Raw genomic sequence first — 24,478 nt, 5'->3', positions numbered from 1 at the left:
TGTTACTCCTTCTGGGCAGGCACGCGAGGGGTCTCCGGGTCCTCGGGTTCGCCGTTCCCGCCCGGCGGGGCGGCGGCCTCGGACGCGGCGCGTGGCTCGTGCTTCCCTGGCTCTTCGTGCCCCCCGTACGGCTCGGTGGAGCGGGCCGGCGCGGCCTGTGTCTCCCCGGCGGAACGGGTGGTGGCGGCCGGGGACTCCGGGGCGGCCGTCGAAGCCATGCCCAGGTCGGCGTGCCGGGCGATGGTCGCGGCGGCCCGCCGTACCGCGCCGACGGGAGAGGTGGGCACCAGCCTGTCGAGGAAGGCGTACCTGCGCGCCAGCGAGTCGGCGTAGGCGCCGCTGTGACCGGCCGCCGCCCGCACGTCGTGCCACCAGTCGGCGATGTCCCCCCACCCGGGCGCGGCCAGCGATCCGCCGAACTGCTGCACGGCCAGCGCCGCGCAGACCCCCGCGAACGCGAGCCTGTCGGCCAGCGGCCAGTGGCACAGCGTGCCGAGCACGATGCCCGCGCCGAAGACGTCCCCCGCGCCGGTCGGATCGAGCGCGGTGACCCGCGGCGCGGGAACGTAGGCCTCCTCGCCGGTGATGGAGTCGATGGCCATGGCGCCGTTGGCCCCGTCGGTGACCACGGCGAGGGGAACCCGGTCGGCCAGCTCGTACAGCGCGTCGCGCGGGGTGTCGGCGCCGGTGTAGGCCATCGCCTCGACCGCGTTGGGCATGAACGCGTGGCAGGCGGAGAGCTGGTCCAGCAGGGCCGGCGACCAGTTGCCCGAGGGGTCCCAGCCCACGTCGGCGAAGATGAGCGCCCCGTTGCGGTGCGCCAGCTCGGCCCACGAGCACTTGTCGGGCACGCCGAGCGGCTCCTCGGCCGACAGCGCCACGATGACGGCCCTGGAGCGCAGCGGGGAGCCGATCATCTCCGACGCCGACATGGGGGCAGGGTGGCCGTGGGTGACCATGCTGCGGTCACGGTCGACGGCCATGGAGACCGTCACCGGTGAGTGCCAGTGCTCGAAGCGTCGTGACCTGGACAGGTCTACCGATTCCTGCTCCGCGAGGATGCGCCAGCAGAAGTCGCCGTAGTCGTCGTCGCCGAACGCGGCGGCCAGCGAGGTGCGCAGGCCCAGCCGGCTGGTCGCGATGGCGAGGTTGGCGATGCCGCCGGGGCACGATCCCATGCCCTCGGCCCACATCTCGGTGCCCGCTGCGGGCATCGCGGGCAGTCCGGTGAAGACGATGTCGAGGAACACGGTGCCCGCTAAGAAGACGTCGAACTGCGGCCCCTCCGGGGTTCGCTGATCGGCGAGAGGGTCGTACGCCTGGACAGACACGGGAAGAGTCCTCCTCGACAGACCGAGTTGTGCGCAATCTTGCACGTTTAATCGCGCATATCAAGTGCTTTGCGCGAATCTTTGACGCATCATGCTCGCTTCTGCACAGAAATGACTGATAGGATCCCAGCGTGCTCCAGCACCTCAGGCATGCGGAGATCATGCGGCGTGTCCGCCTCTCGGGGGCCACCAGTGTTCGCGACCTCGCCAGCCAGCTCGGTGTGAGCCCATCCACCATTCGCCGGGACCTTGAGGTGCTCGACCGCGACGGCACGCTGAAACGCGTGCGCGGGGGCGCGCTCGCCGACATGGACACCGACGACGGCCTGACCTTCGCCGAGGTGGCGGCGCTCGACGAGCAGGACAAGGAGGCCGTGGCCGCCCGCGCCGCCCGGATCGTGCGCGACGGCGACGTGGTCCTGCTCGACATCGGCACCACGACGATGCGCCTGGCCCGCCACCTTCGAGGCCGCCGCATCACCGTGGTCACCTCCAGCCTCGCCGTCCTCGACGTGCTCCGCGCCGACCCCGAGGTCGAGCTCCTGCTGCTCGGCGGCATGGTCCGCCGTACCTACCACTCGCTGGTCGGGGTCCTGACCGAGGAGGCGCTGAGCCAGGTGGTCGCCGACCGCGTGTTCCTGGGCGCGAGCGGCGTGCGGCCGGACGGCCAGCTCGTGGACACCACGCTGGCCGAGGTGCCGGTGAAGCGCGCCATGATCGCGGCGGCGGGCCAGGTGGTGCTGCTGGTCGACCGGCACAAGTTCCCCGGCACCGGAGCCCTGCGCGTGTGCGGCCCCGACGACATCGACGTGATCGTCACGAACGAGGGCGCCGACGAGAGGACCCTGCGCAACTGCGCCGCCGCGGGCGCGGAGGTGCTGCTCGCGTGATCGCCCGGATCCCGGCAGGTCCGATGAGTCATGTGGCAGGTGAGGAGTCGCGATGAAACTGGCCGTTCTCGGCGGCGGAGGCTTCAGGGTCCCGCTCGTGTACGGCGCGCTGCTGCGTGACACGGCCAAGCCCCGTGTCGAGGAGGTGGTGCTGTACGACGTGTCGGCGGAGCGGCTGGCGGCCGTGCGGCACGTCCTGGACGGGCTCGCCGCCGAGCACGACCACCCGCCGCTGGTGCGGACCACCACCGACCTGGACACCGCGCTGCGCGAGGCGGCCTTCGTCTTCTCCGCGATCCGCGTCGGCGGGCTGGCGGGCCGTACGGCGGACGAGCGGGTCGCGCTGGAGCTGGGCCTGCTCGGCCAGGAGACGACCGGGCCGGGTGGCGTCGCCTTCGGGTTGCGCACCGTCCCGGTGGCCGTGCGCATGGCCGAGCGGGTGGCCGCGCTCGCGCCCCACGCCTGGGTCATCAACTTCACCAACCCGGCAGGCATGATCACCGAGGCCATGCGGGCCGTGCTCGGCGACCGGGTGGTCGGCATCTGCGATTCGCCGATCGGGTTGGTCCGGCGGGCCGCCGCCGCCCTCGGGCTCGACCCGGCGCGCGTGTCACCGGACTACGTGGGGCTCAACCACCTCGGCTGGCTGCGCGGGCTCGTCCATGAGGGCCGCGACATGCTGCCGGGTCTGCTCGCCGACGACGCCGCGTTGCGGCAGGTGGAGGAGGCGCGGATCTTCGGCGGCGACTGGGTGCGGACCCTGGGCGCGCTGCCCAACGAGTACCTGTACTACTACTACTTCACCCGCGAATCCGTCGCGGCGCTCGACGGCGCCGGACACACGCGCGGTGAGTCCCTGGTCACGCAGCAGGACCGGTTCTACGCGGCGGTGCGGGAGCGGCCCGAGCACGCACTCACCGCATGGGTCAGGGCACGCAGGGAGCGTGACGCGACGTACATGGCCGAGACCCGCGACATCGCCGCCGCCGGCGAGCGGGACGCCGCCGACCTGGAGGCCGGAGGGTACGAAGGCATCGCGCTCGCCCTCATGGCCGCCCTCTCGCGCGGTGAGTCCTCCACCATGATCCTCAATGTCCGCAACGGCAGCGCGGTACCAGGACTGCCCGAGGAGGCGGTCGTCGAGATCCCCTGCGTCGTGGACGGGGCGGGGATCAGGCCTCTCGCCACCCGCCCGCTCCCCGGCCGGTTCCTGGGTCTCATGCAGCAGGTCAAGGCGGTCGAGCAGACGGCCATCGAGGCCGCCATGACGGGTTCGTCCCGCCTGGCGGTCGAGGCGTTCGCCCTGCATCCCCTCGTCGACTCGGTCGGCACGGCGCGTCGGCTGCTCGACGGCTACCGCGCCCGTATCCCCGAGCTGGCCGCCGTTCTGCCGGGCACCCCGTAGCCCCCGGCACGCACTACGTAGGTACCTAGCTCTACCTAATAGGTACTCATACGGGGGTTTATCCCGTCTCGCTTGTGCCCCCCCTCGGGGCAGGCTGACTGCTTAGACATGAGCTCAGCCGAACCACGGTCATGGGCAGAAGGGTAACGAGCCATGTGTCAGCACCAACCACCGTGTCCGCCGGCGGACGCTCCGCATCACGATTCGGCCCGTCTGGTGGCCTTTCACCCGGAACAGGGGTGGGGGCTGCTGTGCAACGGTGTCGTCATCTTCGATGACTCCGGTGAACTGCTGCCGGACGGCCGGAGCGTCTTCACCGGACCTGAGCGTGTGGGGAACGCGGCATGAAACTCCTGGCCCCCAACCGGCTCCTGGCCTTCGCCGACGGCCTGCTCGCCCGCGCGGTACCGGGCGGCGGCGACCGGACGGCGTCCTGGGTGCTCTCGTCCGCCCCCTCCGCCCTGCCGAGCGCGCGGCGGATGACCCGCACCCGTCTGGTGCAGTGGGGACTGCAGGACCAGGCCGATGTCGCGGACCTGCTGGTCAGCGAGCTGGTGAACAGCGCCCTACGCCACAGCAGCGACAGGATCAGGCTCACGCTCAGCGCCGAGGACGGGCTGTTGCGCTGCGAGGTGGAGCACGCGGAGCCGGTGTGGCCCCGGCGTCGCGGAGGGCGCGAACACCTCCTGCTCGCCGATCTGGCCTGCTGCTGGGGCACCGCCCATACCTGTGAGGGGAAGGTCGTCTGGTTCGAGCTTCCCGCGCCCGGACTCGTCTAAGTCCGGGACCCGTCCCGCCCGGGCCCACCAGGCCCGGGCTCATTCGAAGGAAACCGTCACCGTGCGAAAGATCCGGATCCGTAAGACGAGGACGCCGACCGGCCGCCCCGCCCCGGACCTGCGGACGCCGTCGGGGCGGCAGCTTCCCTATTGACGGCTTCCCTCCTGGCGGCCTCCCTCAGGCGGGAGGCTCATCGTCGGCCGTCCTGGCCTGCTCGCCGATCCATACCGCGACCTGGGCGCGCGAGTGGTAGCCGAGCTTGCTCAGGATGTGCTCGATATGCCCCTCGGCGGTCCGCTGCGAGATCACCAGGGTGGCGGCGATCTCCTTGTTGGTCATGCCCTGGGCGACCAGATGCGCGATCTCCGTCTCCCGTGGTGTCAGCGGCGCCGCCTTGGGCTCGGCCGGCTGCTCGTCGAGCTGCTTGTCGTCGCGGAGGGCGTAGGAGAGCGCCTCGTCGTAGGAGAGCTCGGTGCCCTGCTTGAACGCGGTGTCGAAGGCCGCGTCGCCGAGCGCCTGGCGAGTGTGCCGCACGCATTCGTCGTGATAGTGCGAAAGATGTCCGAATCCCGACAGCGGTGCTCCGATCGCCTGCCACAGCGTCTCCAGGATGCCCAGCAGCCGGCCGGCGCGCCGGTACTGCTTCTCGGTGGTGGCGATCCAGGCCAGCACCTCCAGGTTGATCCCGACCCCCAGCGGGTCGTCGAGCTCGCGATTGAAGGTCAGGCTTCTGGTCTCGAGCTCGGTCGCGCGCGCGAGGTCGCCCTGCCGCCAGACGGCCACGCCGACCGCCATCATCATGTACGCCTTGTGCCAGCCCTCCCCGTGGGCATCCGACAGGGCGAGGCAGTCGTCGCCCAGCGAGATGGCCAGCGGAGAGTCGCCGCTGAAGGAGTAGGCCATGGACAGCCGGATGAGGGTCAGCGCCGTGCCCACGGGGTCGCCGATGGCGCGGTGCCGGGTCAGAGCCTCCTTGTAGAGGGTGATGGCCGACTCGGCGTCGCCCTCGCACATGGCGATCATCCCGGAGTAGAGCGTGACGTAGGCGATGACCGGTTCCAGCCCCAGCCGCTCTCCGATGGACCGGCTCTCCTCGAGCATCGTCGTGGCGGAGGCGATGTCGCCCTGGATGATGGCGAGCCAGCTGGCGGACCACAGCGCCCTGGCACGGGCCTCGCTCGGTCCTGTGTCGGCGGCGAGCCCGCGGTCCAGCCAGCGGCGGCCCTCACCCACGTATCCACCGATCCAGTGGTAGAGCAGGTCGGCGGCCATGTCGAGGCCTCCGGTGACGTCCGAGGGATCGGCGAAGCTGTGCTCGAGAGCCGTGTGCAGGTTGCCGTGCTCGAGTCGCAGCCTGGCGAACCAGGCCATCTGCGACGGCCCGAACAAGTCCTCTCGCGCCTGCGCCGCCAGCGCGCGGTAGTAGTCGCGGTGCCGCCGTTGCAGCTCGGCCGACCGGCCTGTGGCGAGGAGTCTCTCCATGCCGTACTGACGGATGATCTCCAGCAACCGGTAGCGAACCTGCGGCCCGTGTTCCTCCCGGATCAGGATGGACTTGTCCACCAGGGCGCTGACCAGGTCGATGATCTCCTCGCGGGCGATGCCGTCGCCCGAGCAGACGGCCTCGGCCGCCTCCAGATCCAGGCCGCCGGCGAAGACCGACACGCGGGCCCACAGCAACTGCTCCTTCTCGGAGCAGAGGGCGTGGCTCCAGTCGATCAGCGCGCGGAGCGTCTGGTGACGCGGAAGTACGGCCCGCGAGCCGGCGGTCAGCAGCCGGAACCGGTCGTCCAGGCGCTCGTGCAACTGCTGGACGGACAGCGCGCGCAACCTGACGGCGGCCAGCTCGATGCCGAGCGGCAGGCCGTCCAGCCGCCGGCAGATCCGGACGACGACGTCCCTGTTGTCCTCGGTGACGGCGAACGAGGGAAGGACGGCCCTGGCCCGTTCGGTGAACAGGCACACGGCGTCGCACTTGGCGAGCGACTCGATCGGCACCCGCGCGCTGTCGCGGTCGGGCAACGGGAGGGTGGGCACGGTCAGCGTCTGCTCGCCCGCGAAGCCGAGCGCCTCGCGGCTGGTGGCCAGGATGCGCAGCTCGGGGGCGGCGCGCAGCAACGCCTCGGCCAGGACGGCGCACTCGTGCACCAGATGCTCGCAGTTGTCGAGGATCACCAGGGCCTGCTTGTCCCGCAGGTACTCGGTGAGCACCTCCACGGGCGAGCCGCGGCCGTGGTCGCGGATTCCCAGCGCCTCGACCACGACCTGGGCGAGCATGTCCGAGCTCTCCACCGCCGCCAGCTCGACGAACCACACCCCGCCGCGGAAGTCTCTGGCCACGTCGAGCGCGACCCTGAGGGCCAGCCGCGTCTTGCCGACGCCGCCGACGCCGGTCAGGGTCACCGCACGAGAGAGGGGCAGGCATCGTTTGACCTCCGCCACTTCGTGCCGGCGGCCTACGAAACTGGTCACCTCTGCCGGCAGCCTCGCCGTCCTCTGCCGTCTGGAGCCGCTCGTCAGCGCTGTCATCGATCGCCTTGCCTGCCTGGTCCCCGATGGAGCGGAGCCGAGCCGTCATCGTTCAGGTTTGCGCGAGTCCCCACACGCATCCAACCTCAGCATCCTTGTGACAATTCCTTACAAAACGGTAAAACCCATCAGAAACCACCCGGGCGTACTGTGGGTGTCATCGGCTCAGCCCCGGCGGCAGGGGGTGCCGGGAGGGGCTGCGCGGGTGGAGCAGTCATGGAGGTGGCGGCGAAGAGAGCGCAGATCTGTGGGCTGTCGGCCGAGCTGACCAGCTTCGTAGGCCGTCGGCGTGAGATAGCCGAGGTCAAGCGGATGCTGGCAGGTTCCAGGCTGGTGACCCTCGTCGGCGTGGGCGGTGTCGGCAAGACCCGCCTCGCCCAGCGGGTCGCGGCCGACGTGCGGCGCGCGTTCCGCGACGGCGTGTGCCTGGTCCAGCTCGCTGGGCTGGAGCGCCCCGACCTGCTCGTCCAGACGGTGATCGAGGCCCTGGAGATCGCGGACCTCTCCACCAGGCCCCCGCTCCAGGTGCTCACCGAGCACATGCGCGGCAAGCAGATGCTGGTGGTCCTCGACAACTGCGAGCACCTGCTGCAGGACTGCGCCATCGTGGCGGAGGCGCTGGTGCGCTCCGCCCCCGACCTGCGGATCCTCGCGACGAGCAGGCAGGCGCTCGGTGTCGCGGGCGAGCAGACGACGGTGGTGCCGCCGCTGCCGCTGCCGGACGGCGACCTGTCGCGGCTGTCCAGGGAGGCGTCGGAGGAGTCCGACGCCGTGCGGCTGTTCACCGAGCGGGCCATGGCCGTGCTGCCGGGTTTCCAGGTCACCGACGACAACAGGGAGGCCGTGGTCCGGATCTGCCGCAGCCTGGACGGCATTCCACTGGCGATCGAGCTGGCGGCCGTCCGGCTGCGCGCGATCTCCGTTCACCAGCTGCTGACCCGGCTGGAGGACCGGTTCCGGCTGCTCACGGGGGGATCACGGGTGGTGCTGCCCCGCCAGCGGACGCTGCGGGCCCTGATCGACTGGAGCTACACCCTGTGCACCGAGCACGAGCAGCTCCTCTGGGCGCGCGTGTCGGTGTTCTCCGGCAGCCTCGACCTCGAGGCGGTCGAGCACGTGTGCTCCGGCGACGGCATCGCCGCCGAGGAGACCGTCGACCTGGTGATCGGCCTCGTCGACAAGTCCATCCTCATCAGGGAGGAGCATCGCTCGGGGGTGCGATACCGGCTGCTGGAGACCATCCGCCAGTACGGCAGAGAGCGGCTGCGCGAGGCGGGCCAAGAGGAGAAGCTGAGGCGCCGGCATCGCGACTGGTATCTGGACCTGGTGCTGCGCATGCAGAAGGGCTGGTTCGGGCCGGAGCAGGTGGCCTGGTACGCGCGCCTGCGCACCGAGCACGGCAATCTCAGAACCGCCCTCGGCTTCTGTCTCGAGGTGCAGGGAGAGGCGGAACCTGGCCTGATCATCGCCTCGGCGCTGCGGTACTACTGGATCGCGTCCGACTCGCCGCACGAGGGCAGGAGCTGGTTCAACCGCCTGCTCGCAGGAGACGGCGAGCCGACGCCCGTGCGCGCCGTGGCCCTCTGTGTCAAGGCGCGGCTCGCCGTCCTGCAGAGCGACTTCACGATGGCCGCGACCCTGCTCGAGGAATGCGTGGAACTGGCCCGCCGGCTCGGCGACCCGGCGATCACCGGGGCTGCCCTGTACGTCGCCGGCTTCGCGGCCCTGCTCCAGCAGGACCTTCCCAGGTCGCGGGCCCTCCTCGGCGAGGCGCTGGAGCACAGCCGCACGGCGGGCGACCAGATCGGCGTGGTCAACTCGATGATCTATCTCGCCGCCACGCTCTCGGCCCTCGGCGAGTCCGCCCAGGCGGTGGAGACGTTCGAGGAGTGCCTGACGATCTGCGAGCCGCGCCGCGAGAACTGGTTCCGGTCGTACGCGCTGTGGACGTACGGGATCGAGGTGTGGAAGCAGGGCGACACCCAGCGGGCGCTCGAGATGGAACGCGAGGCCGTACGGCTCAAGGAGCCCTTCGACGACCACTTGGGCAACGCCCTGTGCATCGAGGTCCTGGCCTGGATGAGCTGCGGCGACGGTGACGGCGAGCGCGCGGCCACGCTTCTCGGCGCGCTGCGGGAGATCTGGCGCTCCTTCGGCGGCCCCCTGTTCGGCTACCTCGCCGGACATCATGAGGCCTGCGAGCAGTCTGCCAGGCAGAAGCTGGGCGACAGGGGGTTCGAGGCGGCCTTCCGCAAGGGCATGGAGCTCACCCCCGCCCAGGCTCTGGAGTACGCCATGCGGGAGGCCACGCCCGAGCCCGAGTCGTCGCCGAGATCTTCGCCGCTGACCCGCAGGGAGATGGAGATCGCCCGCCTGGTCGCCGAGGGCATGAGCAACAAGGCGATCGCGGCCGCGCTGGTGATCGCGCAGCGGACCGCCGAGGGACACGTCGAGCACATCCTCGGCAAGCTCGGGTTCAGCTCGCGCGTCCAGATCGCCGCCTGGGTCAGCCGGCAGGAGGAGCCGGGGAACGGCCAGAGCCTTTCCGGAGGTGCGCCGTGAGCAGGACCGAGCGAGGTCCCGCCGTAAGGACCGATCCGCCGGTGGAGGTGTCCAGGTTCGTCGGGCGTCGGCACGAGGTGTCGGAGGCCAGGCGGATGCTGTCCCGAACGCGGCTGCTGACCCTGACGGGAACGGGTGGTGTCGGCAAGACGCGGCTGGCGGCGAAGGTCGCCGAGACGGTCGCGCGCGCGTACAAGGGCAGGGTGGAGGTGGTCGAGCTGGCCACCCTGGAGGCCGGTGATCTGCTGGCGCCGACCGTCGCGGCGGCGCTGGGCCTGCGGGACGCGGGAAGCGACCCCATGACCGTGCTGGTGGACTACCTGTCGGACAAGCGGATGCTGCTCGTGCTGGACAACTGCGAGCACCTGCTCGACGACTGCGCCCGCCTCGTGGACCGGCTGCTGCGGGGCGCTCCCCGGCTGCGGATCCTCACGACCAGCCGGCAGATCCTGGGGGTGAGCGGCGAGCAGGTGCTGGCGGTCCCGTCGCTGTCCGTGCCGGACCAATGCCACCCGCCACGCGACATCGCCAGGCACGATTCGGTGCGGCTGTTCGTGGAACGCGCGGCGAGCGTGTGGCCCGGCTTCTCCCTCGACAGAGGCAACGCCGCGAGCGTGGCGCGGCTGGCCCAGCGCCTGGAGGGGATTCCCCTGGCGATCGAGCTGGCCGCGGTGCGGCTGCGCACGGTGCCGTTGGAGCAGCTCACCCGCGAGCTTGAGGAGCAGTTCGACGTGCCGGCCGGTGAGAGCCCCGCCGCGCTTCCACGCCACAGGACCCTGCGCGCGACCATGGACTGGAGCTTCGATCTCTGCTCGCCCGCCGAGCAGCGGCTGTGGGCTCGGCTGTCGCTGTTCCCTGGCGGGGTCGACCTCGACACCGCCGAGGCCGTGTGCGCGGGCGACGAGATCGACCACGGCGACGTCATCGACCTGCTGTCCGGGCTGGTGGACAAGTCGGTCCTGGTGGGCGAGCAGGCCGAGGCAGGCGTCAGGTACCGCATGCTGGAGAGCATCCGCGCGTACGGGTGCGAACGGCTCGGCTCCGCGGAGGCGACGGCACTACGCGGACGGTACGTCGACCACTTCAAGGACGTCGTCGAGGGGCACAGGATCGACCGGCTCGTACCGGATCAGCTCGAGCGCTACCGGTTCCTGCGGCAGGAGTTGCCCAACGTGCGGGCGGCGCTCGAGATGTGCCTGGCCGAGCCTGGCACCGCCGGCAAGGGGCTGGAGACCGCAACCGCGATGTGGTTGTACTGGCTCCTCGCCGGCTCGCTCACCGAGGGCAGGTACTGGCTGGAGCGCGGCCTGGACCTGGTGCCGGGAGCGGACGGCGCCCGGGCGATGGCGCTCTGGGTGGTCAGCATGCTCGCCCTCCGCCAGGGCGACCTGGCCGTGGCGATGCCGAAGCTGGAGGAGTGCCACACCATGGCGCGGCGACCGGGGAACGAGGGTGTCCTGCCGTTCGCCATCAGGACCGCAGGTGTCGCCGCGTTCTCCACGGGCGACCCCCAACGCGGCCTCGCGCTCCTGGAGGAGTCGCTCGCCCTCCACCGCGCCGCCGGCGACGTCGACAGCGTGGCCTTCAACCTCTACTACGCGGCTGCCTACGGCTCCATGCAGGACCCCGCGCGAGCGGTCGGGTTCGGCGAGGAACTGCTGGCGCTGTGCGAGAGCCATGACGCGCCGATGTCCCGCGGTCATGCCCAGCTCTCGCTCGGCATCGCCGTGTGGAACCTGGGCGACTGCCGCCGAGCCGAGGAGCTGGTGAGCGAGGCCGCCGAGTTCACCATGGAGATCAACGACCGCTGGTGTCTCACGCAGTGCATGGAGGTGCTGGCGTGGACGGCCTGCGACCGGGGGGACCACGAGAGGGCCGCATGGATGCTGGGAGCCGCCCACGCGTTGTGGCAGGCGGTGGAGGCCTCGCCCACCCGGCTGTGGTACCACGCGAGGTGGCATCAGCGCTGCGCGGAGAAGTCCCGCGAGGCGCTGGGAGATCGGGCGTTCACAGCGGCCTTCCGCGCCGGGGCGAAGTACGGCCTGGAACGCCGGATGTTCTCCACGGTCGGCGCATGACGGTTCCGCCCGGCAGGCCAGGGTCAGGCGCACTTGCCTGCGAGCCAGGCCCGGTAGTCCTTGGTGTAGTTGGTCATCACGCTCTTGGGAGACCGGTTCAGCACCGCCTGCCATCGGGCCGTGTTGCCGCTCCAGGCCGGTGGCGGCTCGTTCCATCCGACGCTGTCGGTCCACTGGGCCTGCGATCCCTTGAGGAGCCCCGGGTGCCTCCTGGCGAGCTCTCCCTGGATCCAGGAGTCCGTCGAGTAGACCATGATCCGCTGTGTGGCCTGCCGCTCGAGGATGGGGTCCGAGATCTCCTTCCACGCCTTCGCCGCGTGGCTGGAGCCGAGCACCCTCCTCGTCTCGGGTTTGACCTCCACCAGGGCGACCAGGCCCTTGGAACGCACGTAGTCCAGCCACTCGCGCAGCGTGTACACCCGCTCGCCGCTGTAGGGGCCGCGGAGGATGCGACGGTCCTGCAGGTTGTCGCTCCCGTAGGCCCACCAGATGTCGGTGATGTTCTGCCTGGGCCCGGTCAGCCCGTTGGTGGAGGTGTTGTGCCACATCACCGCCTTGGTGCCTTCCTTGGTGAGCTGGACGTCGCCCTCGACGCCCCCGGCGCCCCAGGACTTCTGGTCGTCGACGCCACGGCGGTTGTTGGGCTGGCGGACCTGGTCCTTCGCCATGTCGCTCGGGTCCTGCGGGTAGCCGCCGTGTCCGAAGACCAGCGGGCACGCCGGCGCGCCGGAGGCGGCGGTGGCCGGCGCGAGGCCGGCGAGCGAGCCTGCCGCGAAGGCGACGGCCGTCAACGTGACCCTGGTCCTGCGTGTCGTCATCGTGCGCCACCCCGGGGAGATTGCCGAACGGAAACGGATGATCTACCGGGGTGGAGCCTAGCCTGCGCAGCCGCGGGGGATGGCGGCCTCGCCGGGTCCGGCATCGGGGCCGGGGTCGGGGACGGGGCAGCGGGCTCGCGCAGTGCTCATCCGCGCGGCCGGCTCATGCGGAAGTCGTAGGCCGCGGGGAGCTCGGAGTCCCTGCCGTGATAGGCGAACCACAGGTCGTCCAGGGCGTCCTCGCCCTCTCGCAGATCGGGTACGACCAGGCCCTCCTCCAGGATCCGGCCGGTTCTGGCACGCTCGCCCGCGGCCAGGGCGGCCTGGGCCTCCAGCAGACGGGTGCGGCCGTGCGCGCGGTCATCCGGATCGAGGCCGTCGACGAGCGCCAGAGCGTCGGCGGGGCGGCCGGCGGCGATCAGGGCGGAGAGGGTCTCGACGGTGAGCGGGCGTACGGCGGGCGCCAGCGTGTGCGCCTCCAGGAGCAGGACGGCCGCGGCCGCGTCGTCGCCGCCGATCCGGTGGGACTCGGCGAGCGCACGCAGGACCAGCGGATGGCGCCGTTCGGCCAGCGCCCTGCCCCAGGCGGCCTGGGCGCCGGACCTGTCGCCCGTGGCCCACAGGTTGAGTCCCAGGTGGTAGAGGCCGTGCCAGTCCGCCGCCCCGCGCAGCAGGCTCAGCCAGCGGGGCCCGACCACGCACACCGCCTCGCCCGGCAGCCCGCCCTCTTCCAGCAGGGCCAGCCAGGGCGTCTGTTCCTCCCCGAGCGTGTCGTCGGGGAACGGGGTGGCCGACGATTCCGGCAGCCCTCCGGCCCTGCGCTCCAGCGCCCCCCATCCGGATCCGCGGTGGACCGCCTCGGCGACGGGGCGGTCGGTCCACGCGCCGGCCGCGTGCTCAGAAAGGGAGGGATGGGCCAGGGCGAGCGTTCCCGCCGCCGCTTCGACCGCCGCGCGGGCCCGGTCGTAGGGGGCGTCGGGGTGGGGGAGGGCCAGCGGGCTGTAGGTCTCCGTCCAGGTCCAGGTGGTGCCGCCAGGGAGGGGGAGATGCTGCAGCTGGGTGCGCGCCAGGCCTGCCTGGATCTCCAGGTAGGGGGCGCCGGGTCCGGACAGCCACTGCTGCCAGCGGGCGCCGCCGGGGGAGGTGCCCCAGCCGAACAGCTTGCGGCCCTTCAGGCGGGAGGTGGAGGTGTGCAGCAGGCCGTGGCCCTCGGCGTCGACGGCGGCTATCCAGGGGGTGTCCGAGGTGATGTGGAAGAAGTAGTCGGCGGCCTCGGACCAGGTGGCGGGGTAGCTGGAGTCCGGCTCGCCCGGATAGGCGACGGTGGTCAGGCGCTGGGCGTAGCCGAAGTGATCGGCCTGGGCGGCGGGGGCGAGGACGCGGGTGCCCGGCGTCTGCGGGACGGCGATGTTGGACCACCAGTAGACGGGTACGGTCTCCGGGCGCGGGTTGTGGACGGCGACGGACACGACCAGGGCGGGAGAGCCGGGCGGGAGGCTGGCGTCGATCTGGACCACCAGGCCCCGCAGCCGCTCGTACTCGTACAGCCGCAACACGGGGTACGGCGCGTCCACCCAGGCCGCGTGCAGCGGATCGCAGGTCAACGCCCAGTGGCCGGTCGTGCCGAGGTTCCACTCCACGCCGCCGGCGAACCACGCGTCGCGCAGGGCGAGGTTGGCCGGCTGGATCACCGGGTTGCGGTGCAGCAGCTCCCGGCCGGTGGCGAGGTCGACCAGCGACCACAGCCGGCCGCCGAGCCCCGGCAGGAACACCGCCCGCAGCCGCTCGTTCTCCAGCGTGACCGCAGGCACCTCCCGCTCGACGGGGTCGCGCCCGTAGGAGTCGCGCCTGCCGTAGGGGAGCATCGAGGGCGGGTGCCCGAAGTCGGCGATCGGCACGGCCGGGGGCCGCAGGATCGGGAGCGGGCTGACCGGCCCGGCGTCGGCGATGGTGAGCTTCATCCGGTGGTGACCCCTTCGCGCGGAACGTTTTAAGGAGATCCGGTGCGAACGCTAGGGACCTCCTGGCGCGTCTGTCAATGAGGCGACCGGTGCGTATAACAGTCCGAATACAAGTCATTGACGACAGCTCTGTGCACATCTACCGTCCAGTCCAGCAATTTGAAACGTTTTAGTGCATGCTCGGGGATCTCGTGAGGAGCCGTCCATGGCAATCAGATCCGCCCCGCTCGCCGCGTTATCCGTCCTGATCCTCTCCATGCTCGTGGCCGTGCCCGCCCATGCGGCGGCCCCCCTCTCCGCCTGGGTGCAGAGCGCGGCCGACCGCGCGTTCTCCTCCAGCACCCGCCCGTCCGGCGCCCCCGCGTCGATCGCGCTGCGGGCCGCCCGCGGCGAGACCGAGGCCGCCCAGATCCTGGTCAGGTCGACCACCCCGGTGACCGGCGTCCAGGTCGCCGCCGGCGCGCTGAGCAGCCAGTCGGGCGCGGTGATCCCCGCGTCGGCGATCACCGTCAGACGCGAGTACAACCACCCGCACATCTCCAAGATCGGCGTCCACCAGAACCCGCCCGACGGCGGCACCGCCTACTACGACGCGCTGGTGGAGAACACCCCGCAGTCCCTGGCCGCCGACCTCACCCTGCCCTACCACTACAGCGTCCGCGTCCCCGCGGCCCAGGCCCCCGGCACCTACACCGGGACCGCCACCGTCAGGAGCGACGCAGGCGATGTCGCGGTGAACGTCGCGGTCACCGTCTACGACGTCACGATCCCGCCCGCCGACCGGTCCACCTTCAAGATGAACAACTGGTTCACCTCCGCGGGCTGGGACTACAACGGCACGATCAGGTCCATACCCGCCCAGTACGGCGTGCAGATGTTCGACGCGAACTGGTGGCGGGTCATCGAGAACATCGCGGCCAACCACGCCAGGCACCGCAACAACGTGATCTTCGCCGACTTTCAGGCCCTGCTCATCCCCGACACGACCGTGGACGCCGCGGGCAACTACACCTTCGGCTGGGGGACCTTCGACAGGTTCGTCCAGACCTTCGTCGACGCCGGGGCGATGCAGTACATCTACACCCCCCACCTGCTGGAGGGCCTGCCGAACGACGTCGTCAAGCTGGACATGATCAAGAAGGTGAACGGCGTCGTCCAGCGAGTCCTGGCCGACCCCGACACCGCCGAGACCAACGCCTACCTCACCCGCCTCTTCCCCGCGCTCAAGGCCCACCTGGACGCCAAGGGCTGGACGAACCTCTTCTACATGAGCGCGCTGGACGAGCCGTCCACCGCCAACCAGGTCAACGCGGCCCGATGGCTCTACGCCAAGTACCGCCAGTACTTCCCCAACCCGCTGACCAACGAGGCGCACCTGGCCGTGCTGCCCGCGATGGAGGGCGACCTCACCACAGCGACGCCGTACACCGGCCTCTACGACGGGAACGTCGGCTACTACCAGCGCCGCCGTCTGAGCGGTGCGGATCTGTGGCTCTACAACTGCATCGTCCCGCAGGACAAGCGGATGAACCGATTCATCTCCTACCACCTGGCCTCCACCCGGCTCACTCCGTGGCTCACCTGGAAGATCGGCGGGACCGGCTACCTGCACTGGGGCTGGAACTTCTGGTGGGACTTCAGCGACCTCAACCGGCCGTCCGACACCTTCGACGACTGGCAGACCGGCGACAACTGGCTGGTCCGGCCGAACAAGGCCGCCTACGACATCTACGACAGCGTGCGCAGCGAGGCCCAACTGGACGGCCTGGAGGACGTGGAGCTGCTCAACCTGCTGGCGCGGACCAAGCCGGTCACCGCACGGGCCATCGCCAACACGCTCATCACCGACTCGGTCTCCTACGAGCAGAGCGGCCTTGAGGTCGACAACCGTCACCGGCAGATCCTCGACGCGCTCGTCACCCCCGGGCCCGACCTGAGCTTCCCCTACGCCGACGACTTCGCCGCGGGCGAGACCAGCTGGCGGCACAGCGCGGGCACCTGGTCGGTCAGCGGCGGCGAGTACGTCCAGTCCGACTCCTCCGCCAACTGGGGCGTCACGGCCGCGCTCGAGGGCCGGGCCTACCGCGACGTGGTGGCCGGTGTCGACCTGCGCATCACCGGGGTGAACGCGAGCGGCGGCAACACCAACTGGGCCGGGCTCATGGTGCGCAACCTCAACGCCACCGACATGGACACCGGCTACCTGGTCGCGCTGCGCGACAACGGTCAGGTCTTCGTCTACCGCAGCGGCGTGGCGCTCGGTTCCGCCTCCGTGCCCGGCTACGTCTCCGGCCAGTGGACCAGGCTGCGGGTGGCCGCGCGCGGCGGCACCATCACGGTGTACGCGGGGGCCAGGAAGGTCCTCACCGTCACCGACGACGCCTACCCGGTGGGCGGCCTGGCCCTGGTGACCGGCGGCGCGAGCGCCCGCTTCGACAACGTGCGGATCAACCCGGAGACCAACCCGGCCGAGGGCCGCACCGTGACCGCGTCCAGCTCCTACGAGGGCGACGGCTGGTCCGCCCCCGCCGCCGTGGACGGCACCCGCACCGGCGTCGGCTGGAGCAGCTCAGCGGCGAACATGGGCACCAACCACACCGAGTGGATCCAGGTCGACCTCGGCGGCTCCAGGCCGCTGAGCAGGATCGACCTCCACCCCCGCGCCGACGGCTCGAACACCGGCCTCGGCTTCCCCGTGGACTTCACGGTCCAGGTCTCGGCGGACGGCTCGTCCTGGACGACGGTCGCGACCAGGACGGGCTTCCCCCGGCCCGGCGCGGGCGCGCAGACGTTCCCGTTCCCCACCACCGGCGTCCGGTACATCAAGGTGACCGGCACGAACCTCAGCACCGACCAGCTCGGGCACTACCACATGCAGCTGGCCGAGATCGAGGCCGTCGGTGGCAACCTGGCCGCCGGACGGCCGGTGACCGCGTCCAGTTCGGTGGAGTACCTCAACGAGGGCTGGCTGCGGGCCGACCTCACCGACGGCTCGCGCTCGGCGCTCTGGCACTCGATGGGCTGGAGCAGCCTGCCCGGTGCGGCGAGCCGTACCGAATGGGCGGCCGTCGACCTCGGCGGCCCGAGCCTGGTCTCCCGCGTGGACCTCTACGCCAGGTCGGACGGCGAGAACACGGGCAACGGCTTCCCCGTGGACTTCACGATCCAGGTCTCGGCCGACGGCTCCTCCTGGACGTCGGTCGCCGCCAGGACCGGATATCCGCGGCCCGGTGCGACGGCGCAGAGCTTCTCCTTCGCGCCCATCACGGCGCGGCACGTCCGGGTCGTCGGCACCGCCCACCGCAACGACCCGTACCACATGCAGCTCGCCGAGCTGGAAGTTCACTAGGAGAAGCATGAAAAGGACATGTATGGCGGTCCTCGCGTTAGCCCTGACCGCCTGCGGCGCTCCGGCAGCCCCCGCCGAGGACGAATTCTCGCTCCCCACCGCAGCCGCGTACTTCACCACCGCCTGCCCCGAGGCCGGGACCAAACCCGCCGCGGACAAGGAGCTCACCTACTGGTCGATGTGGACCAAGGACGAGCCGCAGGGCAAGGTCCTGCGCCACGCCGCCGACTGCTTCACCAAGAAGACCGGCGTCAAGGTCACCATCCAGTGGCTGGGCCGCGCCTACCTGCGGCAGAACCTGCTGCCCGCGCTCAACACCGGCACCGTCCCCGACCTGTTCGACCAGGATCTCACCAACATCAGGGCCGCGATCGTCTCGGCCCGCGGCACCCGGCCCATGGACGACGTGCTGGACATGAAGACCGGCGACGGCACGGTGCGCGACGTGCTGCCCGCCGCCTACCGCGACACCCCGGCGATCAAGGACGACGCGGGGAAGCTGTTCGCGGTGCCGTACATCGTCATGGGCAACGCCTGGTGGTACGACAAGAAGAAGGTTCCCGGGTTCAAGGCGCCGCGGACCATGGACGAGCTGTACGCGCTGCTCGGAGACAGGTCCGTCGCGCTCGACGGGGACATCGGCTACTACGCCGCCTGGTACTTCGACCAGCTCGCCGCCCGGTACGTCGGCCCCGGCGGGCTGGCGAAGGCGGCGCAGGACCCGACCGGGCAGCTGTGGAAGAGCGAGCCTGGCTTCCTCAAGGCGGCCGAGCACACCGCCAGGATCGCGACGCACCTGGTCGACGGCTGGGACGCCGGCAAGTTCCCGCAGATCCAGCAGCGCTGGGCCGACGGTGACGCCGCCTACCTGTTCATGGGCAGCTGGGGCCCGACGGAGACCCGCGAGTACCTCGCCAAGCAGGGCGGCGGCCAGAGCATCGACTACGGCTCCTTCCAGTTCCCCCTGCCGGACGGCGCCGCCCACGACGTCATCGAGGTGCAGCAGATCGCGTTCGGCGTCACGGCCAAGGCGAAACACCCCGAGGCGGCCAAGGCGTTCATCGCCTACTTCCTCACCCGCGACCTGCTCGCCGGCATGCCCGCGGTCGCCGACAGCCTCACCCCGCGCAGCGACCTGCCGGTCCCGTCCGACCTGGCCGATCTCAAGGCGGCCCTGGAGGACCCGGCGAAGAAGCACACCCTCTTCATGGACGGGCTGGACGGCGTCGCCGACGGCAAGTTCGCCGAGCAGGTGTTCTTCCCGGCCGACAACGACCTGCTCAGGGGCAGGCTGACTCCCGCCGCGTTCGTGGACAGGCTCGCCACGGCGACCGCGGCGTTCTGGAAGACGCAGGGCTGATGGCACAGGCCGTGATGGCGGGCAGGCGCGCCCTGCCCGCCGCTGTCACCCCCCACCTGCGCAACCGGCGGCGGCTGTTCTGGCCGTTCACGCTGCCCGCGATCGCGCTCTACGTCGTCTTCCTCGTCGGCCCCGCCGTCGCGACCGTGGTGCTCGGCTTCACTCGCTGGTCGGGCGCGGGCCCGGTCACCTTCGTCGGCCTGGAGCAGTACGGCAGGCTGCTGGGCAGCGAGTCGTTCCGCGACGCCTTCGTCAACACGCTGGGCTACATCGTGGTGGGAGGGGCGGGCACGTTCGTGTTCGCCTTCCTGTTCACGATGGTGCTGAGGGGCATGCGGGCCTCGAAGACGGTCAGAGCGATCCTGTTCTTCCCCAACATCGTCGCGCCGGTGGCGCTGGGCATGTTCTTCGGGTTCGTCTTCAAGTACAACCCCGGACGGCAGGGCCTGGCCAACTTCCTGCTGGAGTCGCTCGGCCTGCCCGCGGCCGGATTCCTGCGCCCCGAGAACGTCACCTGGGTCGTGATCGGCGCGCTGGTCTGGTCCAGCGCGGGCTTCTACATCACCATCATGATGGCGGCGGTCGACCGCATCCCGCCCTACCTGTACGAGGACGCCGAGTTGTGCGGGGCCTCGCCCTGGCAGCAGTTCCGCGCCGTCACACTGCCGCTGACCTGGGACGTGGTGGGCATCGCAGGGGTGCTCTGGACGATCGGCGCCGTCAAGATCTTCGAGATGGTGTTCGTGCTCGCGGGACCCGGCACCTACCTGCCGCCCAGCAGGACCTGGACGCTGGCCATCTACGTCTACGACCGGTCCTTCGGCGCGCAGGGCACCCCGGAGTACGGCACGGCCTGCGCCTGCGCGGTCGTGATGATCGTCCTGGTGACCGTGCTCGTGACCGCGCTACGCCGGGTGATGCGCAGAGAGAGGCTCGAATACTGATGCTCAGACTCACGGGGAGGACGGCCGTCTGGCTGTTCACCGCGCTCAACGTGCTCCTGCTGTACTGGCTGGTCGCGGCGTCGTTCAAGACCCCGCTGGAGATCTTCCGTGACCCGTTCGGCCTGCCGTACACGTGGTTCGCCCGCGGCAATCCGTTCCGCAACTACCTGTACGCATGGAACCAGGCCGAGTTCGGCCACGCGTTCATGGTCACCGTGGTCCTGGTGGCGGCGGCCTCGGCCTCGATCGTGCTGGTCTCTGCTCCCGCCGCCTACGCGCTCAGCCGGTTCGGCGTGCGCGGGTCGGGGGCCCTGACCGGCTTCCTCGCGATCGGCATGGGCGTCCCCATGCAGACCGTGATCATTCCGCTGTTCGTCGGCCTGGCCGCGTTCGGGCTGACCAACAGCCTGTTCGGCCTCTACGTGCTCTACGTGGCCCTGTCGGTGCCCTTCACGGTGTTCCTCCTGACCGGCTTCTTCCGCACCCTTCCCGAGGAGACCGAGGAGGCCGCCGCCCTCGACGGCGCCTCACCCCTGCGCACGTTCGTCTCGATCACGCTGCCGCTGGCCCGCGGCGGCATGGTCACCGCGCTGATACTCAACGCGATCGGCCTGTGGAACGAGACCCTGCTGGCCATCGTGTTCATCCAGGAGAACTCGGGCTTCACCCTGGCCCGCGCGCTGTTCACCTTCTACGGCGCGGCGACCTACCAGTCGGAGTACGGCGGGCTGATCGCGGGCGTCGCGATCGTGGTGCTGCCCATGCTGGCCCTGTACCTCCTGCTGGCCCGCCGCATCATCACCGGCCTGACCCTGGGCGCGGGCAAGTAGGGACCGTCCCGCTCGGCTCCGGGCGGCCCACGCGACGTCCGCCTGGATCCTGGCGGGCGGGAGGCCGGTCTTCGCAGCGTGGGATGTCAACCGGCGGGCCGGGGTCGTACCGTGGGAGATGTCCGCATACGGCTCAGGCCGTGGCAACGCGCGATCGAGTAGAGACCATGTCCGACGACCCCGTCACTCCTCCCGAGGAGGAGCTCGCGACGCTCCGGATGCGCCGTGCCCATCTGCGTCGCGCGTGCGACGAGCTCGAACAAGCACTGGCCGCGCTGTCGGCGGGCCCTGCCGACGACAGGGCTCGGCGACTGGCGCCTGCCGTGGCCCAGGTGCGGGAGGCGTTCGCCGCGCACATCTCGATCGTCGAGGGCCCTGACGGCCTCTTCGACGAGATCCGGGCGGAGGCGCCGCGGCTGGAGGGCATGCTGCGGCGGCTGCATCGGGAGCACGACGACATCGCTGCCGGGCTCGCCGCCGCGGAGGAGGATCTCTCAGCGCCCGACGAGGCCGCCATGGCGCGCGTGAGAGAGCGGTTGACCGCGGTCCTGGTCGCGCTGGGCCGCCACCGGCAGCGAGGGACGGACCTGCTGTACCAGGCCTACGAGATCGACATCGGCGGGGAGTGACCGATCCCGCGGGTCTCCGGCGCTGCGTGCCGTACCCCAAGAAGCGAGGTACGGCACGCGGCCAGGCGCCGCCGGCATGGTCATCGGCATGGTCATCGGCTGGGTCGACGGGATGGTCGACGGCACTATCGTCGGCATGGCCGGGCATGGCGGGCGGCGTGAACCGGCTCAGCCGAGCCAGGTGGTGATCTGGTTCATGGCGTTCGTGGCCCAGCCGAGCTTGAGGTGGTTGAGTGCGAGCGTCGCGGCGGCGGACCGGTTGGCGACGCCGTCGGCGGCGGTGCAGCTGGCGACGAACACCGCGCCGTCGGAGGGGCCGGTGTGCTCGTTGTGCAGCAGCGCCATGTCGGGGGAGTTGCCGCAGAGCTGGTAGACCGGCACGCTCGCGGGGGTGCCCGCGGTGATGAGCGACCTGACCAGCGAGCCCCTGTCGATGGCGTACTGGATGCCGCGGCCGGCGGTGTAGAAGCCGGTGCCCCCGTAGTAGGTGGTGTACCAGTCCTGCTCGGCGGCGGGCAGCGGGTAGACGTCGTCCCAGCGGTAGAGCATGTCGTCAGAGCCCGGATAGGCGTCGCCCTCATAGCTCAGCTCGGGGTGGTCGCGCCAGAGGCCATAGCAGACCATCCGGGTGTGCGGGGCGGGAGCGTTCAACGAGCCCCCGCATTCAGGAAATATCGCGAAATCGTGGGTCCAGCCGTGCCGGTAGCCCCAGTCGAAGCCCTTGTTCGGCCCGCCGACGAGGACCAGTTTCCTGACGTCGCCCGCGTACGCCGTTCCCCAGGACCTGCGCAGGGACGAGACGTACATGCGGGCGTTGAACGCGCCCTTGGACCAGCCGATCACGTCCACCTGGGCCGCGCCGGTCTTGGCCCTGATCTGGGCGACGGCGTCGTGGATCTGCTCCGACCAGTAGTAGCCGTCCCCCGTGACGTGCGGGAAACCGATCGCGAACACCTTGTAGCCCTGCGCGTCGAGGTGCTGCATGAGCCCAGTCGTCGGGCAGCTCGCCTGGCCGCAGCCGTACGAGCCGCGCGCGTTGGGGTTCGCCCATGCCAGGTCCGCCGTCTGGTTGGCGCCGTGCACCAACAACACGGGGGTGGCCTTGGCGCCGGTCTGCCAGCCCGGCGCGTGATACAGCAGGAATCTCGACGAGTGCGGGCGGGCGACATCGCCGAACAGGCGTTTCGTCTGTCCCGTGTGGTCGCCGCGCCCGTCCGGGGGATAGGTCTCTGCCTGGAATCCGCTGGAGCCGTCCCTGTAGCGCTCGACCCGCGCCCAGCCGTTCTCGAGTCCCGTCGTGTAGGTGGCCTCCAGCGTGACCGGCCCCGCCGCGGCGGCGGGCGCGGCAGGCGTCGTGAACAGTGCACAGGCCGCCAGCGTTAAGGCGGCAGCCGCTCGTCCCCAAGGGCGTCGTCGCATCACATCTCCCAGAACCTGTTGCGCCGAGACAGATGTGTTCAGTTCGCCGGATCAGGGGCGCGGGGTCAATGTGGGCGGACGCCATGTCCGCGCCCGCGTGCGTGTCGACCGCGCGATCGGTGGCACCCGCCGGAGCGGAGCCGGGTATGGGCCATTCACAACGGACAAAATCCAGCGCTCTTCCTGCTCGGGTCGTGGTCCGACGCCCTCATGGCGGGCGCCGGATTCGCCCTCGGAAGGGCGGTGATGGTGCTCACCTTCCTGCTCGCGCGGGACAAGATGAGAGCCGACACCGCGTTCGACGTCGTTTCGAGGCCTTCCGCGGCAGCCTGGGCAGGCGCCGGTGTCCGCCACCTCCCTGGCGCGCGCGGCCGTGGTGCTGCTCGCCGGGCTGGTCCTGCTGCTGGCGGCGTGAGCCTGCCCGTCCTGAGCCCTTCGGGGGTGCGCGCGGACTACGGCAGGTCCAGCTCGAAGGCCTGGGCGATCAGCTCGTAGGAGCGCAGGCGGTTGGCGCCGCCGTACACGCCTGTGGTGATCATCAGCTCGTCCGCCTCCGTGCGGTCGCGCAGGGCGGTCAGGCCCGCGCGGACCTCGGCGCCCGTGCCCTTGACGACGTTGCGGAGATAGCCGTCGACGAAGGTCTGCTCGACCTCGGCGTAGGGGTGGGCCTCGGCCTCCTCGGGGGAGGGGATGGGGCTCGGCCGGCCGCGGCGCAGGCGCAGCATCGCCAGAGCGGTCGTGCGGGCCAGGCGCAGGGCCTGCTCGGAGGTGTCGGCGGCGACCGCATTGACGCCGATCATGGCGTACGGCTTGTCGAGCCACTGCGACGGCTGGAACCGCGTGCGGTAGAGCTCGAGCGCCGGCTCGGTGTTCTCGGCGCTGAAGTGGTGGGCGAAGGCGAAGGGAAGCCCGAGCATGCCCGCGAGCTGGGCACTGAAGCCGCTGGAGCCGAGCAGCCAGATGGGCGGCCGGTCGGCGTTGAGCGGGTAGGACTGCAGGCCTCCTGGCGCTTCGCCGTCCAGGAAGGCGGCCAGCGCGGCCACCTCCTCGGGGAAGGCGTCGGCGTCGCCCCTGCGCATCGCACTGGCCGTGGCGGGGTCGGTGCCAGGGGCGCGGCCCAGGCCGAGGTCGATGCGGCCGGGGTGGAGCGCGTGCAGGGTGGCGAACTGCTCGGCGACGATCAGCGGAGGATGGTTGGGCAGCATGACACCGCCCGAGCCGAGCCTGATCGTCTCGGAGTGGGCGGCGAGGTGGGCGATCAGTACCGCAGGGGAGGAACTGGCGACGCTCGGCATGCCGTGGTGCTCGGCGACCCAGTAGCGGTGGTAGCCCCAGCGCTCGGCCCGCCGTACGAGATCGGTGCTGGTCCTGAGCGCGTCGGTGGCGCTGCCGCCGGTGCTGACGGTGGCCAGGTCGAGGATGGAGAGCGGCACGTCGGCCCGGCCGCGCGCGACGCCCCTGATCTGATCGGTCATCTTTGGGCCAACCCGCGCGCACACGGGTCTATTCCAGGGCGCGGACCTGCGGGTTCTCCCTCCCCGTACGGCACGCATGGGTCGAGCCCACCCCCTGCGCGGGGTGGGCTCTGTCCAG

17 protein-coding genes are annotated in these 24,478 nt (G+C 70.9%); 11 read left to right on the top strand and 6 right to left on the bottom strand.

What is annotated here, in order from left to right:
* Positions 1–2 precede the first annotated feature (2 nt).
* Positions 3–1,331, bottom strand: a complete 1,329-nt coding sequence (locus ACFSKW_RS42505) for a PfkB family carbohydrate kinase (RefSeq protein WP_379579994.1) — start codon at positions 1,329–1,331, stop codon at positions 3–5.
* Positions 1,332–1,462: 131 nt separating this feature from the next.
* Between ACFSKW_RS42505 and ACFSKW_RS42500 the strand changes: the two genes are divergently transcribed.
* The 4 genes from ACFSKW_RS42500 to ACFSKW_RS42485 all read left to right on the top strand — a co-directional run bounded on the left by ACFSKW_RS42500 (position 1,463) and on the right by ACFSKW_RS42485 (position 4,405).
* On the top strand, positions 1,463–2,221 hold the full coding sequence (locus ACFSKW_RS42500; RefSeq protein WP_379579992.1) for a DeoR/GlpR family DNA-binding transcription regulator: 759 nt from the start codon (positions 1,463–1,465) through the stop codon (positions 2,219–2,221).
* A 52-nt stretch (positions 2,222–2,273) separates the two neighbouring features.
* A complete protein-coding gene (locus ACFSKW_RS42495) occupies positions 2,274–3,626 on the top strand; it encodes a 6-phospho-beta-glucosidase (protein WP_379579990.1) in 1,353 nt (450 codons plus the stop codon).
* Between the two features lie 153 nt (positions 3,627–3,779).
* The gene (locus tag ACFSKW_RS42490) at positions 3,780–3,974 is read left to right on the top strand and encodes a DUF5999 family protein (RefSeq protein WP_379579988.1); all 195 of its coding nucleotides are present in this window, start codon (positions 3,780–3,782) and stop codon (positions 3,972–3,974) included.
* Positions 3,971–4,405, top strand: a complete 435-nt coding sequence (locus tag ACFSKW_RS42485; RefSeq protein WP_379579986.1) for an ATP-binding protein — start codon at positions 3,971–3,973, stop codon at positions 4,403–4,405. The genes ACFSKW_RS42490 and ACFSKW_RS42485 overlap by 4 nt, the downstream gene beginning before the upstream one ends.
* A 178-nt stretch (positions 4,406–4,583) precedes the next feature.
* Here the strand turns inward: ACFSKW_RS42485 and ACFSKW_RS42480 are convergent, their stop codons facing one another.
* The gene (locus ACFSKW_RS42480) at positions 4,584–6,809 is read right to left on the bottom strand and encodes an ATP-binding protein (protein WP_379579984.1); all 2,226 of its coding nucleotides are present in this window, start codon (positions 6,807–6,809) and stop codon (positions 4,584–4,586) included.
* Between the two features lie 342 nt (positions 6,810–7,151).
* On the opposite strand from ACFSKW_RS42480, the gene ACFSKW_RS42475 reads away from it, so the two are divergent.
* Complete coding sequence (locus ACFSKW_RS42475; RefSeq protein WP_379579982.1) at positions 7,152–9,497, top strand: ATP-binding protein; 2,346 nt, start codon at positions 7,152–7,154, stop codon at positions 9,495–9,497.
* Positions 9,494–11,575, top strand: coding sequence for an ATP-binding protein (locus ACFSKW_RS42470; protein WP_379579980.1), 2,082 nt, complete (start codon positions 9,494–9,496; stop codon positions 11,573–11,575). The genes ACFSKW_RS42475 and ACFSKW_RS42470 overlap by 4 nt, the downstream gene beginning before the upstream one ends.
* 23 nt (positions 11,576–11,598) lie before the next feature.
* On the opposite strand, the gene ACFSKW_RS42465 is transcribed toward ACFSKW_RS42470, so the two are convergent.
* Complete coding sequence (locus ACFSKW_RS42465; protein WP_379579978.1) at positions 11,599–12,393, bottom strand: glycerophosphodiester phosphodiesterase family protein; 795 nt, start codon at positions 12,391–12,393, stop codon at positions 11,599–11,601.
* 146 nt (positions 12,394–12,539) lie between these two features.
* Positions 12,540–14,354, bottom strand: a complete 1,815-nt coding sequence (locus tag ACFSKW_RS42460) for a DUF5107 domain-containing protein (protein WP_379579976.1) — start codon at positions 14,352–14,354, stop codon at positions 12,540–12,542.
* A gap of 205 nt (positions 14,355–14,559) precedes the next feature.
* Between ACFSKW_RS42460 and ACFSKW_RS42455 the strand changes: the two genes are divergently transcribed.
* The 5 genes from ACFSKW_RS42455 (at position 14,560) to ACFSKW_RS42435 (ending at position 21,466) form a co-directional block, all read left to right on the top strand.
* Positions 14,560–17,703: a discoidin domain-containing protein gene (locus ACFSKW_RS42455; RefSeq protein ID WP_379579974.1), complete on the top strand. Its 3,144-nt coding sequence runs from the start codon at positions 14,560–14,562 to the stop codon at positions 17,701–17,703.
* A gap of 7 nt (positions 17,704–17,710) precedes the next feature.
* A complete protein-coding gene (locus ACFSKW_RS42450; protein ID WP_379579972.1) occupies positions 17,711–19,063 on the top strand; it encodes an ABC transporter substrate-binding protein in 1,353 nt (450 codons plus the stop codon).
* On the top strand, positions 19,063–20,007 hold the full coding sequence (locus ACFSKW_RS42445) for a carbohydrate ABC transporter permease (protein ID WP_379579970.1): 945 nt from the start codon (positions 19,063–19,065) through the stop codon (positions 20,005–20,007). Before ACFSKW_RS42450 ends, ACFSKW_RS42445 begins: the two co-directional genes overlap by 1 nt.
* Positions 20,007–20,837 (top strand): carbohydrate ABC transporter permease, encoded by an 831-nt coding sequence (locus ACFSKW_RS42440; RefSeq protein WP_379579968.1) that lies wholly within the window; start codon positions 20,007–20,009, stop codon positions 20,835–20,837. The genes ACFSKW_RS42445 and ACFSKW_RS42440 overlap by 1 nt, the downstream gene beginning before the upstream one ends.
* A gap of 167 nt (positions 20,838–21,004) precedes the next feature.
* Positions 21,005–21,466, top strand: a complete 462-nt coding sequence (locus ACFSKW_RS42435; protein ID WP_379579966.1) for a hemerythrin domain-containing protein — start codon at positions 21,005–21,007, stop codon at positions 21,464–21,466.
* A 168-nt stretch (positions 21,467–21,634) separates the two neighbouring features.
* On the opposite strand, the gene ACFSKW_RS42430 is transcribed toward ACFSKW_RS42435, so the two are convergent.
* Together ACFSKW_RS42430 and ACFSKW_RS42425 are read right to left on the bottom strand one after the other, a co-directional pair.
* The gene (locus ACFSKW_RS42430) at positions 21,635–22,885 is read right to left on the bottom strand and encodes an esterase/lipase family protein (protein WP_379579964.1); all 1,251 of its coding nucleotides are present in this window, start codon (positions 22,883–22,885) and stop codon (positions 21,635–21,637) included.
* A gap of 452 nt (positions 22,886–23,337) precedes the next feature.
* A complete protein-coding gene (locus ACFSKW_RS42425; protein WP_379579962.1) occupies positions 23,338–24,360 on the bottom strand; it encodes an LLM class flavin-dependent oxidoreductase in 1,023 nt (340 codons plus the stop codon).
* Between the last annotated feature and the right edge of the window lie 118 nt (positions 24,361–24,478).

The sequence above is a fragment of the Nonomuraea mangrovi genome, from assembly GCF_042681425.1.
GTDB lineage: Bacteria > Actinomycetota > Actinomycetes > Streptosporangiales > Streptosporangiaceae > Nonomuraea > Nonomuraea mangrovi.
Note: the sequence above shows the minus strand (reverse complement) of the source record. Positions and strands in the feature narration are given on the sequence as shown.

Excerpts from the sequence above, each read along its gene's own strand:
- ACFSKW_RS42425 (WP_379579962.1), bottom strand. The coding sequence starts at position 24,360 with ATGACCGATCAGATCAGGGGCGTCGCGCGCGGCCGGGCCGACGTGCCG.
- ACFSKW_RS42495 (WP_379579990.1), top strand. The coding sequence starts at position 2,274 with ATGAAACTGGCCGTTCTCGGCGGCGGAGGCTTCAGGGTCCCGCTCGTG.
- ACFSKW_RS42450 (WP_379579972.1), top strand. The coding sequence starts at position 17,711 with ATGAAAAGGACATGTATGGCGGTCCTCGCGTTAGCCCTGACCGCCTGC.
- ACFSKW_RS42485 (WP_379579986.1), top strand. The coding sequence starts at position 3,971 with ATGAAACTCCTGGCCCCCAACCGGCTCCTGGCCTTCGCCGACGGCCTG.
- ACFSKW_RS42455 (WP_379579974.1), top strand. The coding sequence starts at position 14,560 with ATGGCAATCAGATCCGCCCCGCTCGCCGCGTTATCCGTCCTGATCCTC.
- ACFSKW_RS42430 (WP_379579964.1), bottom strand. The coding sequence starts at position 22,885 with ATGCGACGACGCCCTTGGGGACGAGCGGCTGCCGCCTTAACGCTGGCG.
- ACFSKW_RS42440 (WP_379579968.1), top strand. The coding sequence starts at position 20,007 with ATGCTCAGACTCACGGGGAGGACGGCCGTCTGGCTGTTCACCGCGCTC.
- ACFSKW_RS42460 (WP_379579976.1), bottom strand. The coding sequence starts at position 14,354 with ATGAAGCTCACCATCGCCGACGCCGGGCCGGTCAGCCCGCTCCCGATC.
- ACFSKW_RS42435 (WP_379579966.1), top strand. The coding sequence starts at position 21,005 with ATGTCCGACGACCCCGTCACTCCTCCCGAGGAGGAGCTCGCGACGCTC.
- ACFSKW_RS42490 (WP_379579988.1), top strand. The coding sequence starts at position 3,780 with ATGTGTCAGCACCAACCACCGTGTCCGCCGGCGGACGCTCCGCATCAC.
- ACFSKW_RS42465 (WP_379579978.1), bottom strand. The coding sequence starts at position 12,393 with ATGACGACACGCAGGACCAGGGTCACGTTGACGGCCGTCGCCTTCGCG.
- ACFSKW_RS42445 (WP_379579970.1), top strand. The coding sequence starts at position 19,063 with ATGGCACAGGCCGTGATGGCGGGCAGGCGCGCCCTGCCCGCCGCTGTC.
- ACFSKW_RS42475 (WP_379579982.1), top strand. The coding sequence starts at position 7,152 with ATGGAGGTGGCGGCGAAGAGAGCGCAGATCTGTGGGCTGTCGGCCGAG.